Source organism: Streptomyces sp. NPDC006385, from assembly GCF_040612485.1.
Classification (GTDB): domain Bacteria; phylum Actinomycetota; class Actinomycetes; order Streptomycetales; family Streptomycetaceae; genus Streptomyces.
The window spans coordinates 136,643-152,118 of the sequence record NZ_JBEXQG010000011.1 but is presented as its reverse complement, the minus strand read 5'-3'; the positions used below and the strand labels follow the sequence as shown (position 1 = coordinate 152,118).

14 protein-coding genes and 1 pseudogene are annotated in these 15,476 nt (G+C 71.8%); 9 read left to right on the top strand and 6 right to left on the bottom strand.

The annotated features are described in order from the left end of the window. The first annotated feature begins 127 nt into the window (after positions 1 to 127). From cmk to der, 3 genes are all read left to right on the top strand, one after another. Positions 128 to 814, top strand: coding sequence for a (d)CMP kinase (gene cmk / locus ABZ078_RS11895; protein WP_356574190.1), 687 nt, complete (start codon positions 128 to 130; stop codon positions 812 to 814). After that, positions 811 to 1,458, top strand: coding sequence for a lysophospholipid acyltransferase family protein (locus ABZ078_RS11890; protein WP_356574189.1), 648 nt, complete (start codon positions 811 to 813; stop codon positions 1,456 to 1,458). The genes cmk and ABZ078_RS11890 overlap by 4 nt, the downstream gene beginning before the upstream one ends. An 81-nt stretch (positions 1,459 to 1,539) precedes the next feature. After that, positions 1,540 to 3,021 carry a ribosome biogenesis GTPase Der gene (der, locus tag ABZ078_RS11885; protein WP_356574187.1) on the top strand — a complete coding sequence of 494 codons (1,482 nt, stop codon included), beginning with the start codon at positions 1,540 to 1,542 and terminating at the stop codon, positions 3,019 to 3,021. A gap of 74 nt (positions 3,022 to 3,095) precedes the next feature. On the opposite strand, the gene ABZ078_RS11880 is transcribed toward der, so the two are convergent. Both ABZ078_RS11880 and ABZ078_RS11875 read right to left on the bottom strand, forming a co-directional pair. Beyond that, positions 3,096 to 3,446, bottom strand: coding sequence for a hypothetical protein (locus ABZ078_RS11880; protein WP_356574185.1), 351 nt, complete (start codon positions 3,444 to 3,446; stop codon positions 3,096 to 3,098). 91 nt (positions 3,447 to 3,537) lie between these two features. Further along, positions 3,538 to 4,320: a hypothetical protein gene (locus ABZ078_RS11875; protein ID WP_356574184.1), complete on the bottom strand. Its 783-nt coding sequence runs from the start codon at positions 4,318 to 4,320 to the stop codon at positions 3,538 to 3,540. Between the two features lie 539 nt (positions 4,321 to 4,859). Between ABZ078_RS11875 and ABZ078_RS11870 the strand changes: the two genes are divergently transcribed. Beyond that, positions 4,860 to 5,528: a transglycosylase family protein gene (locus ABZ078_RS11870; protein WP_356574180.1), complete on the top strand. Its 669-nt coding sequence runs from the start codon at positions 4,860 to 4,862 to the stop codon at positions 5,526 to 5,528. Positions 5,529 to 5,641: 113 nt separating this feature from the next. Continuing rightward, positions 5,642 to 6,196, top strand: a complete 555-nt coding sequence (locus ABZ078_RS11865) for a transglycosylase family protein (RefSeq protein WP_356574178.1) — start codon at positions 5,642 to 5,644, stop codon at positions 6,194 to 6,196. On the opposite strand, the gene ABZ078_RS11860 is transcribed toward ABZ078_RS11865, so the two are convergent. Genes ABZ078_RS11860 through ABZ078_RS11850 form a run of 3 tightly spaced genes read right to left on the bottom strand, consistent with a single transcriptional unit; the run spans position 6,129 to position 10,039 of the window. Next, a complete protein-coding gene (locus tag ABZ078_RS11860; RefSeq protein WP_356574177.1) occupies positions 6,129 to 6,806 on the bottom strand; it encodes an ATP-binding cassette domain-containing protein in 678 nt (225 codons plus the stop codon). The genes ABZ078_RS11865 and ABZ078_RS11860 overlap by 68 nt on opposite strands. After that, positions 6,803 to 9,550, bottom strand: coding sequence for an ATP-binding cassette domain-containing protein (locus ABZ078_RS11855; protein ID WP_356574175.1), 2,748 nt, complete (start codon positions 9,548 to 9,550; stop codon positions 6,803 to 6,805). The genes ABZ078_RS11860 and ABZ078_RS11855 overlap by 4 nt, the downstream gene beginning before the upstream one ends. A gap of 12 nt (positions 9,551 to 9,562) precedes the next feature. Beyond that, the gene (locus ABZ078_RS11850) at positions 9,563 to 10,039 is read right to left on the bottom strand and encodes a hypothetical protein (protein WP_356574173.1); all 477 of its coding nucleotides are present in this window, start codon (positions 10,037 to 10,039) and stop codon (positions 9,563 to 9,565) included. Positions 10,040 to 10,204: 165 nt separating this feature from the next. Between ABZ078_RS11850 and ABZ078_RS11845 the strand changes: the two genes are divergently transcribed. From ABZ078_RS11845 to ABZ078_RS11830, 4 genes are all read left to right on the top strand, one after another. Continuing rightward, positions 10,205 to 10,777 carry a hypothetical protein gene (locus ABZ078_RS11845; protein ID WP_356574171.1) on the top strand — a complete coding sequence of 191 codons (573 nt, stop codon included), beginning with the start codon at positions 10,205 to 10,207 and terminating at the stop codon, positions 10,775 to 10,777. Then, on the top strand, positions 10,752 to 12,047 hold the full coding sequence (locus ABZ078_RS11840; protein WP_356574169.1) for an ABC transporter substrate-binding protein: 1,296 nt from the start codon (positions 10,752 to 10,754) through the stop codon (positions 12,045 to 12,047). Before ABZ078_RS11845 ends, ABZ078_RS11840 begins: the two co-directional genes overlap by 26 nt. A gap of 68 nt (positions 12,048 to 12,115) precedes the next feature. Then, positions 12,116 to 12,562 (top strand): hypothetical protein, encoded by a 447-nt coding sequence (locus ABZ078_RS11835; protein ID WP_356574167.1) that lies wholly within the window; start codon positions 12,116 to 12,118, stop codon positions 12,560 to 12,562. A gap of 20 nt (positions 12,563 to 12,582) precedes the next feature. After that, positions 12,583 to 13,623 carry a YafY family protein gene (locus ABZ078_RS11830; protein ID WP_356574165.1) on the top strand — a complete coding sequence of 347 codons (1,041 nt, stop codon included), beginning with the start codon at positions 12,583 to 12,585 and terminating at the stop codon, positions 13,621 to 13,623. 43 nt (positions 13,624 to 13,666) lie between these two features. Here ABZ078_RS11830 and ctaD read toward each other — a convergent pair. Continuing rightward, positions 13,667 to 15,160, bottom strand: a pseudogene (gene ctaD / locus ABZ078_RS11825) (cytochrome c oxidase subunit I); the annotation flags it as partial. Positions 15,161 to 15,476: the final 316 nt, after the last annotated feature.

Below are 15,476 nucleotides of genomic sequence, written 5' to 3'. Positions count from 1 at the left end.
CGGAGCCGGAGCCGGGCGGGCCGAGAGGTATCGGCGGCCGGACGAGTGACGCATACCCAGTAACCTTGTGCGGGGCACGTTCGCGCCCCGTACATCCCGACACACCGCACCAGGAAGGTGTCCCCCCGTGGAAAACGGTGCCGCCAAGCCCGTGATTGTCGCCATCGACGGCCCCTCCGGCACGGGCAAGTCGAGCACGTCGAAGGCCGTCGCCGCGCAGCTCGGGCTGAGCTACCTCGACACCGGCGCCCAGTACCGGGCGATCACCTGGTGGATGGTGAGCAACGGGATCGACATCGAGGACCCGTCCGCGATCGCCGCCGTGGCCGGCAAGCCCGAGATCGTCTCCGGCACCGAGCCGGACAACCCGACGATCACCGTCGACGGCACCGACGTCTCCGGCCCGATCCGCACCCAGGAGGTCACCTCAAAGGTCAGCGCGGTGAGCGCGGTGCCCGAGGTGCGGGCGCGGATCACCGAGCTGCAGCGTTCCCTGGCGTCCTCGTCGGAGAAGGGCATCGTCGTCGAGGGGCGTGACATCGGCACGACCGTGCTGCCCGACGCCGACCTGAAGATCTTCCTCACCGCCTCCCCGGAGGCCCGCGCCGCCCGCCGCAGCGGTGAGCTGAAGGGCGCCGACGTCAACGCGACCCGGGAGGCGCTGATCAAGCGCGACGCGGCCGACTCGAGCCGTAAGACCTCGCCGCTCGCCAAGGCGGACGACGCCGTCGAGGTGGACACCACCGAGCTCACGCTGGCGCAGGTCATCGAGTGCGTCGTCACGCTCGTCGAGGAGAAGCGGGCCGCGAAGTGAGCGCACTTCCTTCGGCGCGGGGCGCCGAGGTCGGACGGCGCATCGGCGTCGGCCTGATGTACGGGCTGTGGAAGCCGCGGGTGCTGGGCGCCTGGAAGGTGCCCGCCACCGGCCCGGTGATATTCGCCGTCAACCACTCCCACAACATCGACGGCCCGATGGTCATGGGCGTGGCGCCCCGGCCGACGCACTTCCTGATCAAGAAGGAGGCGTTCGTCGGCCCGCTGGACCCCTTCCTGACCGGCATCGGCCAGCTGAAGGTCGACCGCGAGACCACCGACCGCACGGCGATCACGCGGGCGCTCGACCTCCTCGCCGCCGGCGGCGTGCTCGGCATCTTCCCCGAGGGCACCCGCGGCGGGGGCGACTTCGCCTCGCTGCGCGCGGGGCTCGCGTACTTCGCGGTGCGCAGCGGCGCCCCGGTCGTGCCGGTCGCCGTGCTGGGAAGTTCCGAGCGGCGGGGACGGTTGATAAAGGGGCTGCCTCCGCTGCGCAGCCGTGTCGACGTCGTCTTCGGCGACCCCTTCGAGGCGGGCGACGGCAGCGGACGGCGTACCCGCAAGGCGCTGGACGAGGCGACCGAGCGCATCCAGAAGCAGCTCACCGCGCACCTGGAAAACGCCAGGCGACTGACCGGTCGCTAGGCGACACTGAGTAGTGGATCAGACCGGCTCAAAGGGCCCGGGCGCTCCACCGATCACCACGATGAACGAGGTACGGACTTCATGAACGACCACATCCACTCCGACGGCTCGGGCGACGAGCACGACCACGGAGAGCTTGGCGATGCCGAGTACGCGGAGTTCATGGAGCTCGCCGCGGAAGAGGGCTTCGACCTCGCGGACGTAGAGGGCGCCATCGAGGCGGCCGGGCACGGGCCGTTGCCCGTGCTCGCCGTCGTCGGACGACCGAATGTCGGCAAGTCGACTCTCGTCAACCGGATCATCGGGCGCCGCGAGGCGGTCGTCGAGGACAAGCCCGGTGTCACCCGGGACCGCGTGACCTACGAGGCCGAGTGGGCGGGCCGCCGCTTCAAGGTCGTCGACACCGGCGGCTGGGAGCAGGACGTCTTCGGTATCGACGCCTCCGTGGCCGCGCAGGCCGAGTTCGCCATCGAGGCCGCCGACGCCGTCGTGTTCGTCGTCGACGCCAAGGTGGGTGCCACCGACACCGACGAGGCCGTCGTACGACTGCTGCGCAAGGCCGGCAAGCCCGTGGTGCTGTGCGCCAACAAGGTCGACGGTCCGAGCGGCGAGGCGGACGCCGCGTACCTGTGGTCGCTGGGGCTCGGCGAGCCGCACCCGGTCTCCGCCCTGCACGGCCGTGGCACCGGCGACATGCTGGACGCCGTCCTGGAGGCGCTGCCGGAGGCGCCGCAGGAGACGTTCGGCGGGGGCGGCATCGGCGGCCCGCGCCGTATCGCCCTGATCGGCCGCCCGAACGTCGGCAAGTCCTCCCTGCTGAACAAGGTGGCCGGCGAGGAGCGCGTCGTCGTCAACGAGCTGGCCGGCACGACCCGTGACCCGGTCGACGAGCTCATCGAACTGGGCGGCGTCACCTGGAAGTTCGTCGACACGGCGGGCATCCGCAAGCGCGTCCACCTCCAGCAGGGCGCCGACTACTACGCCTCGCTGCGCACCGCGGCCGCCGTCGAGAAGGCCGAGGTCGCGGTCGTCCTGATCGACGCCTCCGAGAGCATCTCGGTGCAGGACCAGCGCATCGTCACCATGGCGGTGGAGGCGGGCCGCGCGCTGGTGCTCGCCTACAACAAGTGGGACACCCTCGACGAGGAGCGCCGCTACTACCTGGAGCGGGAGATCGAGACGGAGCTCGGCCAGGTGTCCTGGGCGCCGCGTGTCAACGTCTCGGCCCGGACCGGGCGGCACATGGAGAAGCTGGTCCCGGCGATCGAGACGGCCCTCGCGGGCTGGGAGACCCGGGTTCCGACCGGCCGGCTGAACGCCTTCCTCGGCGAGCTGGTCGCCGCCCACCCCCACCCGATCCGCGGCGGCAAGCAGCCCCGCATCCTGTTCGGCACCCAGGCCGGCACCAAGCCCCCGCGGTTCGTGCTTTTCGCCTCCGGCTTCATCGAGGCGGGCTACCGCCGCTTCATCGAGCGCCGGCTGCGCGAGGAGTTCGGCTTCGAGGGGACGCCGATCCATATCTCGGTGCGGGTGCGGGAGAAGCGCGGCGGCAAGAAGAAGTAGACGAGCAGACACGGACAGCGAAAGGGCGGCCCGGTGCGGGCCGCCCTTTCGTGTGCTCAGCCTCTTTCGTGTGCTCAGCCTCTGCGCGCCGGTGGCAGCGCGGCCGGGACGTGATGCATCCCGCTGCCCTGCGGCCCGATGTGTCCGACGCGCTGCCACTGGGGCTGCTGACCGCTGCCGTGGCGGGCGCTGTGGGCACCGGCGCTGTAGGCGGTGTACGAACTGCTGAACGACCCAGGACGGTGACCGCCGTACGAGCCCGTACTGCGCTGGATGTTCCCGAACGCGGTGAACCCCAGATCCTCCTCACCGCTGCGGTCACCCGGCAGCGAGCGGAAGGACTTGACGTACTCGGCGTAGAGCGCGTCGTAGATGGGCGTGGCCGATGGGCCGCCCTGAAGGCGGGGAACGTCGTATGCATGCACGTATGTCCAAACGACCCGGCACGGGAAGAGATGCGGCCGCTGTGAGGGGATCGCCTGCTCAGCGGGGATGCGGGCAACGCCCGGGAGGCCGTCAGGTCCCGGCGAGCGGCAGCGCCGCGGCGACCAGCTTCCCGTTCGCCGCCGCCTTGTCCAGGGCGTCCCGCAGCAGGTCCTCCCGGGGCTGCCGCCCGATGGACCCCACCGGCGCCGCGAACATCAGCACCTGCTGGTGCTTGTTCGCGGCGGCCCGCCACCCGTCGGTCACCAGCAGCGGCTGATGCGCCTGCCACCACGCGACCGGCTGCCCCTCGTTCGGGCTCGGCTGGAGAACCGCGTGCAACTGCCCCATGGCCAGCAGCACCGACCAGCCGTGCAGCACCGGCGGCACATCGGACAGCTCGGTCGCCGGCATGAACCCCTGCTCGATGAGCAGCGGCAGGAAGTCGTCGCCGGCGCTCACCGCTCCGGGGCGCACGATGGGCCCGGTCGGCTCGACGACCAGGGCGGGGTGCAACTCCCCGGCGATCAGCACCAGTCCGCTGGTCACACCGAGCACGGCCTGCTCCGGCACGATCGCCTCCGGCTCCAGATCGACCTTGTCGCCGGTGATGGACTTCACCGCGCCCCGGAGCTGCTCCTCGGTGACCTGGACGACCTGCGAGGGCAGGCAGGTGGCGTGGGCGAAGGCGAGGACGGCGGTCTCGTCCCCGATGAACAGGACGGTGCTGGTGCGCTCCTGTTCGGAGTCGCCCGGGGTGCGGCAGGACGTGCAGTCGTAGCTGCCGGGGGCGTTCTCTCCGGCGAGCAGCCGGTCGGCTTCCTCGTCGCCGATCTCGGCACGTACCTCGTCGCTGACGTCGAGCATGCGCGGCACGGGTGGCTCCCTCGGGATGTGGTGCGTGGCGGGGCCGGGTGGCTCCCGGCCCGTGAACCGGGCGGGTCCCGGGCTCATGAAGGAGACAACGCACGATCTGTGGCGGGAGTCACGCACCACACCGAACGGAATCGAACCATCCACCGCGCACGGTCACCGCAGGTGCGGAATCGCCCACTCACCGTCAACTCGCCCGTGTCCCAGGGGAGTTGATCGCGTGAAGTGGGTCACAGATCGCCAGGGTGACTGGTTGACAAATCCGGAAATCAGCGAATGAAGTGGGTGGCCGGAAATCGCCGATACCGGAGGTAACGGCGAACTGGCCTGGAGTGACAAGGAGTTGGTTGATACCGGCCGGTCAGCCTCCCTACATTCCTCCGCCGTGTGCAACGAGCACCGCTCGGGTACGTCCGCCGAACCGCACCAACCGGCAAGCAGCACAGCCTCAGGCGGACGGGGCGAGCGCCAGGCCCGCGCCCCATGGCGCGGGCGGTGGCGTTCCGCCTTGGGGGACCCCGGGTCCTTCGGGAGGGAACTACATGTCCGAATGTGCCGATACCACTCACGACAACGCCCGTAAGGCGCCGAAGGCGGCGAACGGGAGCCGGACTCGTACCACGGCGGTCCTCGCCGGCGCGGCACTGCTGGCCCCGCTCGGGCTGCTGGCCGCGACCGGCAACGCCGCGGCGGCGGACGGCGGGGTGTGGGACCGCATCGCACAGTGCGAGAGCGGCGGCAACTGGCACATCAACACCGGCAACGGCTACTACGGCGGACTCCAGTTCGCCGCCTCCACCTGGCGCGCGTACGGCGGTACGGCCTACGCGCCGACGGCGGACCAGGCCACCAAGTCCCAGCAGATCGCCGTGGCCACCAAGGTCCAGCGCGCCCAGGGATGGGGCGCGTGGCCGACCTGTTCGGCCCGGGCCGGAGCGTACGGGAGCGCGCCCGCGGCACCCGCCACCGGCTCGGCGTCCTCCTCCACCCCCAAGGCGGCCCCACCGGCTCCGTCACAGACGCCGGAGCGTTCGTCGGGCCACACGAACCGCAGTTCGTCCCGCGGGGACTACACCGTCCGTGAGGGCGACACGCTCAGCGGCATCGCCGCCCGGCACGGCACCACCTGGCGGCAGCTCCACGCCGCGAACGCGTCCGTCATCGGCGGCGATCCCCACCTGATCGTGCCCGGACAGCGCCTCGAACTCTGAGCGTCGCCTTTCTGCCCCGGCACGCCCCGCCCGGTCCGCCGACCGGGTGGGGCCCCGGGGTTCGTCGGACGTGCCGCGACGATCGGCCGCAACAAGCCACCTAGCGTGCTCATATGAAATGCACACCGCTCACACTGACCCTCGTTGCCGCTCTGCTCACCGGCGTCGCGCCGGGAACGTCGCACGCGGTGCAGGCAACGCACCCCACGCACGCAACACGCCCGATCCATACGGCGCCACCACGCCCGGCCCCCGGACCGCCGCCCAAACCCGCGGCCCACGGCTGCGCCAAGGACCAGTGGCCCTGGGGCTGCGTCGCCAAGTGCGAGAGCGGCGGCAATTGGCACATCAACACCGGCAACGGCCACTACGGTGGGCTTCAGTTCTCGCAGCCGACCTGGGAGGGCTTCGGCGGGGCCAAGTACGCGCCGCGCGCGGATCTCGCCAGCCGCAGGGAGCAGATCGACATCGCCCGGAAAGTCGTGGCCTCACAGGGGTGGGGGGCCTGGCCGCACTGCTCCCGACGGTACGGGCTCAAGGGCCGTGTGCAGTTGGGGAAGCCCAGCGTCACGGATCGGCTCACCTCGCGCACGTCGCGGCTCATCCGGAAGGGCTCGACCCGGCTCGGCGCGCTGCACGGCGCTCCCATTCGCCGGTCTCTCCGCTGAACACGACCCCACCACGGCGCAGTTCGTAGACGAGCGCCGCCCGTGCGCGCAGCACGGGCGGCAGCCGTTGCTCCGCGACGACCACGCAGGCGTCCAGTTCGCTCAGCAGTTGGTAGGTGCGGGCGGCGACCGTGGGTGACAGGCCCTGCGCGGGCTCGTCGACGAGCACCACGCGCGCACGTGCCAACAGGGCACGGGAGAGCGCGAGCATGCGCTGCTCGCCGCCGGAGAGGGTGCCGGCACGGCGCGCGAGGAGGGGCTCCAGCCCGGGATAGGCGTCGAGCGCGCTGTCGTAGGAGGAAGCCGCGAGTTCGAGGTTCTCGCGCACGGTGAGGGAGCCGAACACGGCCTGCCGCTCCGGGACCAGGCACAGTCCGCGGCGGGCCCTTTCGTGTGCGGGCACGCGGGTCACGTCGGTGCCGTCCCACACCACCGCGCCGCCGGACAGGGGCACCGTTCCGGCCAGGGCGCGCAACACGGTCGTACGGCCGGACCCGTTCCGTCCCAGCACAACGGTGAGGGCGGGGCCGGGGGCGGCGACGGTGACACCGTGGAGGGCCTCCAGGGGGCCGTAGCGCACGCGCGCGTGGCGCAGGGAGATCGTGCTCATGCGGGGGTCTCCTGTGAGCCCGCGGCGTCGAGTACGCGGTCGGGTGGGCCGGAGGCGACGATGCGGCCGGCCGTCATGACGTGCACCGTGTCGGCGAGGTCGGCCACCAGGTCGAGGTCGTGCTCGACGACGAGCAGGGCCATGCCGTCGGCGGCGAGGGCCTTCAGGATCCGGGTGAGTGCGGTGACTTCCGCGGTGTCGAGGCCGGCGGCGGGCTCGTCGAGCAGCAGTACGCGCGGGCCGCCGGCCAGGGCCCGGGCCAGTTCGACGCGGCGCAGGGTCCCGGTGGGCAGGCCGGCGGCGGGCAGGGCCCGTACGGGGCCGTCGAGGCCGAGGAGCCTGAGGGCCCGTTCCACGGCCGACGGGTCTCGGAACAGGCCCTGTTCGGCGCCCACGCGGACGTTTTCCGCCACGGTCAGTGAAGGGAAGACGGACAGTTGCTGGAAGGTGCGGGCGATGCCGAGGCGGGTGCGGGTGTGGGCGGGCAGGCGGGTGATGTTCTGGTGCCCCAGGAGGACGTGGCCGTGGGTGGGGCGGTGGGTGCCGGCCAGGCAGTGGAACAGCGTGCTCTTTCCTGCGCCGTTGGGGCCGATGATCGCTGTGATGTGGCCTGCGGGGACGGTGAGGGTGACGTCGGCCAGGGCTGTGAAGCCGTCGTAGCGGGCTTGCAGGTGGTGCGTGGAAAGGGCCGGTGGGCGAGGGTGCACGCGGCCCTCGGCCGCGTTTTGTTCCCCGCCGGCCCCGTCGGCACCGCCCGTGCGGCTCGTGTCATCCGGTGCCGGTGGTGCCTGTGCGGGCTCAGCGCCGTGGGAGGGCGTGGCGGGAAGGGCGGCCTTCGCGCGTCCCGACGCGGTCGCCCCCGCCAGGGCGGGCCGGGGCGCGGATTGTCGTCCCACCGGCCGCAGCCGCCGCACCTGCGTCCCCAGCGCCGTGAGCCTCGCCCCCCGCCGCAGGCGCAGCCTCCCCGTCGCCGCCCGTACCGCCTCGTACGGACCCCCGGGGAACCGGCCCACCAGGACCGCCAGCACCCCGATCAGCGCCGCCGCCACTCCGCCGCGGGTGCCCGCGTCGAGGCCCACCAGGAGGGCCGCCGCGGCCAGGGCGCCCAGGGTGCTGTCGGCGCCCAGGACCACCACCGCGGCGAACCACAGGAGGCCGCGGACGGGGTCGTACGCGGCCGGGTCGAAGGCGCGCAGCCCCATGCCGAGCATTCCGCCGCCCAGGGCCGCCAGGGCGGCGCCCGCGACGAAGGCCAGGAGCTTGAGGGAGGGCACCCGCACGCCCGCCGCCGACGCCCCCGGCTCGTGGTCCCGCATCGCCGCCAGGGCCCGGCCCGTGCGGCCCCGGCGCAGCAGCCAGGTCGTCAGCAGGGCGGCCGCCAGCAGGGTCAGCTCCAGGACGTAGTAGGCGCGGTCGCCCTCGAAGCCCGCGGGGCGGCCGAGGGACAGGCCCGAGATCGCGTACGGCTGGGCGAAGACGAAGCGGCTCACGCCGACGCCCACCGCGAAGGTCACCAGCGCCAGGGCCAGACCGCGGCGGCTGATCGCCGGCCAGCCGGTGAGGAGACCCAGGGGAGCCACCAGGACGACCGCCAGCGCGAGGGCCGCGAGCTCCGGCAGGCGCGGCAGGCCCGGGAAACGGCCCGCCGCCAGCAGGGCCGTGAACAGGGCGCCCAGGCCCGCGTACGCCGCCTGCCCGAGGGAGATCTGGCCGCCGCGGCCCGTGACGACGACCAGCGACAGCAGCACCACGGCCAGCGCCGGCACCTGCACCGACGTATGCAGGTCCGAGCCCGCGAAGCCCAGGGGCAGCAGGAACAGCACCGCCGCCACGATCCAGGCGCCCGGCGGGGTCGGTACGCGCGCGGTGGCCGTGCGGGAAAGAGCGTCGCGCGTGCCGACGCGGGGGAGGGCCAGGGCCGCGATCAGCAGCGCCACCACGAAGAGGTTCGTGCCGACCGCTTGAAGGAGGGGTGCGCCCCAGCCCGACGGGTGCAGGCGCGTCAACTGGCTCTGCGCCACCCCGATGCCCAGCGCCGCCACCACGGCGACCGGCAGACTCCGCATCCGCGCGGCCACCGCGACCGCGACCACCTCCATCACCAGCAGCGGCATACCGTACGGGTCCAGGCGGAGGTACGGCGCCAGCAGCACGCCCGTCAGGCCCGCCGTGAACGAGCCGAACGCCCAGCCCGCCGCCGCCACCCGGTCCGCGTCGATGCCGCCCAGGACGGCCAGCTCACGGTCGTCCACCACCGCCCGCAGCTCCCGGCCGAAGCGCGTCCAGCGGATCACCGCCCCGACGCCCGCCGCCAGCAGCAGGGCCACCGCCAGCTGCCCCCACGGATCCGCCGACACCAGCTCCGGCGCATCGTCCCGCGCGCCCTGGCCCCACAGCAGCGCCGCCCCGCCCACCAGCAGCACGAACACCCCGATGGACGCGACCAAGGTCTGCGCCGGGTCGCTGCCCAGGACCGACAGCGGCCGGAAGACGAACCGTTCCAGCACCATCCCGATCCCGGGCGCGAGGACCAGCAGCGTCACCGTCGCGCCCGCCCACAGCGGCCAGCCCCAGTCGACCACGCACTGCCGCAGCGCATACGCGCACACCATCGCGATCGCCCCGTGCGCGAAGTTCAGCACGCCGGTCGCGCGGTACGTCACGATCAGGCCGATCCCGGTGAGCGCGGCGGCGCCGCCGACCGACAGACCGGCCAGGGTGAGGTCGTACGTCAGGGAGGACATCAGTCAGCCGCTTCAGTCATCCGCTTCGGCGGGCTCACAGATCGGGCAGGGGCCCAGTGCGCCGCTCCTCACCAGCTTCGCATCGACCGGTACGGCCTCCGCCTTGCCGGTCACCAGCGGGCAGTCCGCGCGGTGCCAGAGGGTCCCACCCGGCACCATCAGCAGGTCCCCGCTGACCGCGAGGGGCGCCCCGGCCGACTGCCCGGACTCCGCGGCGTTCGCCGACTCCGCGTCCACCAGAAGGCCGTACAACTCCTCCACGCGCGCGTCGGCGAGCGCGCCCCGGCCGTGGGTCAGCAGCACCGACCCGGCGATGATCAGCGCCGCCCCGGGCACCGTGCAGGAGGCGAGATACGGCAGCTGCCGCTCGGCGAACCGCTCGCCGGAGACGCCGTACCAGCCGATGACGCACAGCACCGCGCCGACCGCGAGCGCGGCCCAGCCGGCCCAGAGGACGGGGTGCGCGGTCCGCAGTCGGGCTGTCCGCATCGCTGGCTCCCATGAGTCGGGTTCTGGTGCGTGCACGGCGGCTTTTCGGTGCGTGTGCCTGGCGGTATTCCAAGTCTGCCAACGGACTTGCACTATGCCTCCTGCAAGCTGACCCTGAAAGCACCGGGCGCACACGGCCCGGACCGACACCCGGTGGTGAGCCAGATGGTTCTCGGGAGCGACCTCAGGCGGAGCAACGCACACAGGGGGCGTGGGCCCAGGGCTGCGGGACGGGGGACGGCGCTCGCCGCCGCCCTGCTCCTCTTCCTCGCGCCGGCCCTCGCGGCCTGCACCGACGACGAGGGCGGCGGTGGCAACGCGACACCACCGACCCCGACCGTCGAGCGGACCGAGCGGTCGCCGGCCGCGACGGCGCCCGCCGACGTCGGGGCGGCCGAGACGGAGATCAAGCAGAACTGGGCGAAGTTCTTCGATCCGAAGACGTCCCTGGAGGACAAGCAGACCGTCCTGGAGAACGGCGACCGGATGAGGCCGGTCCTGCAGGCGTTCAGCGGAGACGAGCGCGGCGGGCAGGTCCAGGCGAAGGTCTCCAAGGTCGAGTTCACCTCGCCGACCGAGGCGAACGTGACCTACGACCTGACGCTGAAGGGCGCGACGGCGCTGCCGAACGCCTCCGGGACCGCGGTCGAACAGGACGGCACCTGGAAGGTGTCCGCCAAGTCCCTGTGCGCGCTGGTCCAGATGAGCGGCAATGCGTCGCCGATCCCGGGGTGCTGAGGCGGCGATCGCCGTGCTGGTGCTGGCTCTGAGTACGGCGTGCGGAAGCCGGCTGCCGGAGAGCGACTTCGAGCACCGCGACCGCGGCACTCCCTCGGCGCCCGCCGCTGACCGCACGCCGATCCGCGTCGGCATCATCACCAGCGCCACCAGTCCCGTCGGCGGCGACGCCTTCACCGGCCCGCGCGACGGCGCCAAGGCATTCTTCGACCGTCTCAACGCGCGCGGAGGCATCGACGGCCGCCCGGTCGAGGTGCGCGCATGCGACGACGGCGGCAGCGGCGTCGGCAACAACGAGTGCGTGCACCAACTGATCGACGAGGACCGGGTCGTCGCCCTGGTCGCCACCACCGCCCTGGAGTACGCGGGCGCCTCACGCGTCTCACGCGCGCGCGTGCCCGACATCGGCGGCCAGCCCATCGGCGCCGCCTACGACACCTACCCGCACCTGTACGGCATCTACGGCAGCCTCGCGCCCCGCGACGGCACGACCGGCTGGGACGGCGAGCAGTACGGCGGCACGGAGGTCTACCGCTACTTCAAACGCGAGCACGGCGCCCGCACGGCCGCCGTCGTCTCCTACAACCAGCCCGCGTCCGCCGCCTACGCCCGGCTCGTCGAGCGGGGGCTGAAGGCCGAGGGCTACAAGGTGGTCGCCGAGCAGGTGGACTTCGCGCTGCCCAACTTCCGCGCGGTCGCGGCCGATCTGAAGGAGCAGGGCGCCGACCTCGTCTTCGACGCCATCGACAGCCACGGCAACGCCCGGCTCTGCAAGGCGATGGACGACGTCGGAGCCGAGGTCACCGCCAAGGTCACGAACGTCCAGAACTGGGCCTCCACCGTGGCCGAGGAGTACAAGGACTCCCCGCGCTGCCGCAACGCCCTGTGGGCGACCGGATCCTCCCGCAACCACGAGGACACGGACCAGGACGCCGTACGGGAGTTCCGGGACGCCACGAAGGGCCTCAAGACGCACTCCCAGTGGCAGCTGGAGGGCTGGGCGGCGGCGATGTGGTTCACGGACGCGGCGACGTCGTGCGCCGCCGAGGGCGTCACGCGCGCGTGCGTCGACGACTTCATGGACCGCAGCCAGGGCTACACCGCCGACGGCCTGCTGATCCCGGTCAGGTTCGAGCGGCTGGCCGAGCCGCCGACAAGCCGCCGGACCTGTCTGTCGGTGGCCCGCTGGGAGGACGGACGGGGCTGGGTCTCCCAAGGGGACATGAACACCACGTGCTTCGAGGTCCCGCAGCTGTCCTACCAGCCGTGAGGGGCAACCAAAAGGCCCCTTCGCCGGTCCAACCGACGAAGCACAAGCCGAGGGAGGAACCGCACCGCATGACGAGGCCCGTGTCGCACGCCGCACCACTGCGCGCCGACTGCATCGCCGATTCGGCCGGCGGGCTGACCTTCGACGTCAGCGCGACCGGGGCGACCGAGCCCGCCCACCTCGTCCTGCGCCACCGCGAGGGCCACGAGGAGGTCACCCTGCCCCTGACCCCGGCCACGAAGGGCCACCTGCGCGCCGCACTCCCCAGCAGCGTCGCCCTTCCGGAGGGCCACTGGGACGCGTACGCGCGCGTGACGGACGAGGAACCACACCGCTTGGCACCGGGCGCCATGAAGGTGCACTCCCTTGCATCTCGAGTCCCGTACAAGACCCGCCAAGGCAACCTGAGCGTGGAATGCCGGGTACCAGCAACCCCCTTAGGGGCGCGGGGAACTGCGCGATCAACCACAACGAACCCGCACCCGCCTGCCATACCCGCACCCCCGAGCTATTAGGCGACTGGCAAACTCGCATCATGCTGGACACCTCCGCCAGACTCCTGCGGCTGCTCTCCCTGCTCCAGGCCCACCGAGAATGGTCCGGCGCCGCACTCGCCGAACGCCTCGGCGTCACTCCACGCACAGTCCGCCGCGACGTAGACCGCCTGCGCGAGCTGGGCTACCCGGTCAACGCGAGCCCAGGAACAGGCGGCGGCTACCAGCTGGGGGCGGGTGCCGAGCTGCCGCCCCTGCTCCTGGACGACGACGAGGCCGTCGCAGTCGCCGTAGGCCTGCGCACCGCCGCGGGCCACGGCATCGAGGGCATCGGCGAGACCTCCGTGCGGGCCCTCGCCAAGCTGGAGCAGGTCCTGCCGAACCGGCTGCGCCGCCGCGTCGGTGCCCTCAACGCCTTCACCGTCCCGATGCTGCGCGACCCCCAGCCGTCCGCCGTCGACCCGGCGGTCCTGACCGAGCTGGCCAACCTCTGCCGGGACGCCGAACGCCTGCGCCTCGAGTACCGCGACCACGAGGGCGCCCCCACCCGCCGGACGGTCGAACCGCACCGCCTGGTGTGCAGCGAGCGCCGCTGGTACCTGGTCGCCTGGGACCTCGACCGCGCCGACTGGCGGACGTTCCGCGTCGACCGCATCACCCCCAGGCCCCCGCACGGCCCGCGTTTCACCCCGCGCACCCCGCCCGCCGAGGACCTCGCCGCGTACGTCTCCCGAGGCGTCTCCACACGCGCGTACGCCTCGCAGGCCGTTGTCCGGCTGCTGGTGCCCCTGCACGAGGCCGCCGAGCGGATCTCGCCCTCGGCCGGGGTGCTGGAGGCCGACGGCGACGACGCCTGCATCCTGCGCACCGGGGCCGGCAGTCTCGCGGTGATGGTGATTCACGTGACGCTCATGGGCTTCGAGTTCGAGGTGCTGGAGCCGCCCGAGCTCATCGAGGAGATCAGGACGGCTCACGACCTGCTTGCTCGCTCTCTGGCTCGGGCTGCGACGTCAGCGCCGCGTACCGCGGATGGTGCAGGTCGAACGCCGGGGACTCGGAGCGGATCTTCGGCAGCACCGTGAAGTTGTGCCGCGGGGGCGGGCAGGAGGTCGCCCACTCCAGGGAGCGGCCGAACCCCCACGGGTCGTCGACCTCGACCTTCCGGCCGTACTTGGCGGTCTTCCAGACGTTGTAGAGGAACGGCAGCGTCGACAGCCCCAGCAGGAACGCGCCGATCGTCGAGACCGTGTTCAGCGCCGTGAAGCCGTCGGCGGCCAGGTAGTCGGCGTACCGGCGCGGCATGCCCTCCGCGCCCAGCCAGTGCTGCACCAGGAACGTGGTGTGGAAGCCGATGAACAGCGTCCAGAACTGGATCTTGCCGAGCCGCTCGTCGAGCATCTTGCCGGTGAACTTCGGCCACCAGAAGTAGAAGCCGGCGAAGATCGCGAAGACGACCGTGCCGAAGACGACGTAGTGGAAGTGCGCGACCACGAAGTACGTGTCGGTGACGTGGAAGTCCAAGGGCGGCGACGCCAGGATCACCCCGGTCAGCCCGCCGAACAGGAACGTCACCAGGAACCCCACCGACCACAGCATGGGCGTCTCGAAGGACAGCGAGCCCTTGATCATGGTGCCGGTCCAGTTGAAGAACTTCACGCCCGTCGGCACCGCGATCAGGAAGCTCATGAACGAGAAGAACGGCAGCAGCACCGCGCCCGTGGCGAACATGTGGTGCGCCCACACCACGACCGACAGACCGGTGATCGCCATCGTCGCCGCGACCAGCGTCAGGTAGCCGAACAGCGGCTTGCGCGAGAAGACCGGGATGATCTCGGTGATGATGCCGAAGAACGGCAGCGCGATGATGTACACCTCGGGATGGCCGAAGAACCAGAACAGGTGCTGCCACAGGATCGCCCCGCCGTTGGCCGCGTCGAAGACCTGCGAGCCGAACCGCCGGTCCGCCTCCAGCACCAGCAGCGCCGCCGCGAGCACCGGGAACGCCATCAGGATCAGGATCGACGTGAACAGCGTGTTCCAGGTGAACAGCGGCATCCGGAACATCGTCATGCCGGGGGCGCGCATCCCGATGATCGTGGTGATGAAGTTGACCGCGCCGAGGATCGTGCCGAAGCCGGCCAGCGCGAGGCCCATGATCCACAGGTCGGGGCCCACGCCGGGGGAGCGCTCCAGGCTGTTGAGCGGCGCGTACGCGAACCAGCCGAAGGAGGCGGGACCGGCGGGCACGATCAGCGAGCTCATCACGATCAGGCCGCCGAACAGGAACAGCCAGTACGAGAACATGTTCAGCCGTGGGAAGGCGACGTCCGGGGCGCCGATCTGGAGCGGCATCAGCTCGTTGGCGAAGCCCGCGAAGGTGGGCGTCGCGAACAGCAGCAGCATGATCGTGCCGTGCATGGTGAACAACTGGTTGAACTGCTCGTTGCTCAGCAGCTGCGACCCCGGCCGGGCGAGTTCGGCCCGCATCAGCAGCGCCATCACACCGCCGGCCAGGAAGAACGCGAACGACGTGATCAGGTAGAGGTGGCCGATCTTCTTGTGGTCGGTGGTGGTCAGCCAGTCGACGACCACTCGGCCGCCGGGCAGTTTGCTCCGCATGGGCCGTGCCGTCGCCTGTACGGTCTGCGTCCCCATCGCTCGCTCGCCCCTTCGCTCGTCGCGCCCCGGGCCCGCTGAAACCCGCGCCGCACGCGCCGACGCGAGCACAGGCCATGATGCTCGCGTCGGCAGTGCTCCGACAGGGGGCGTGCGGAGGTTGTGTGCCAGAACCATGTACTTCCTGTGCGGCACCGGCTTCCGCGGCCCGCGCGGAATGAGAGGGAAAAGGACTCCAGGGTGATTCCCCCGGAACTTTTCCGCCGGGCTATTGGCGGGATGGTGGCGACACGCGGAAATTACGATCGAATGCCTGCGG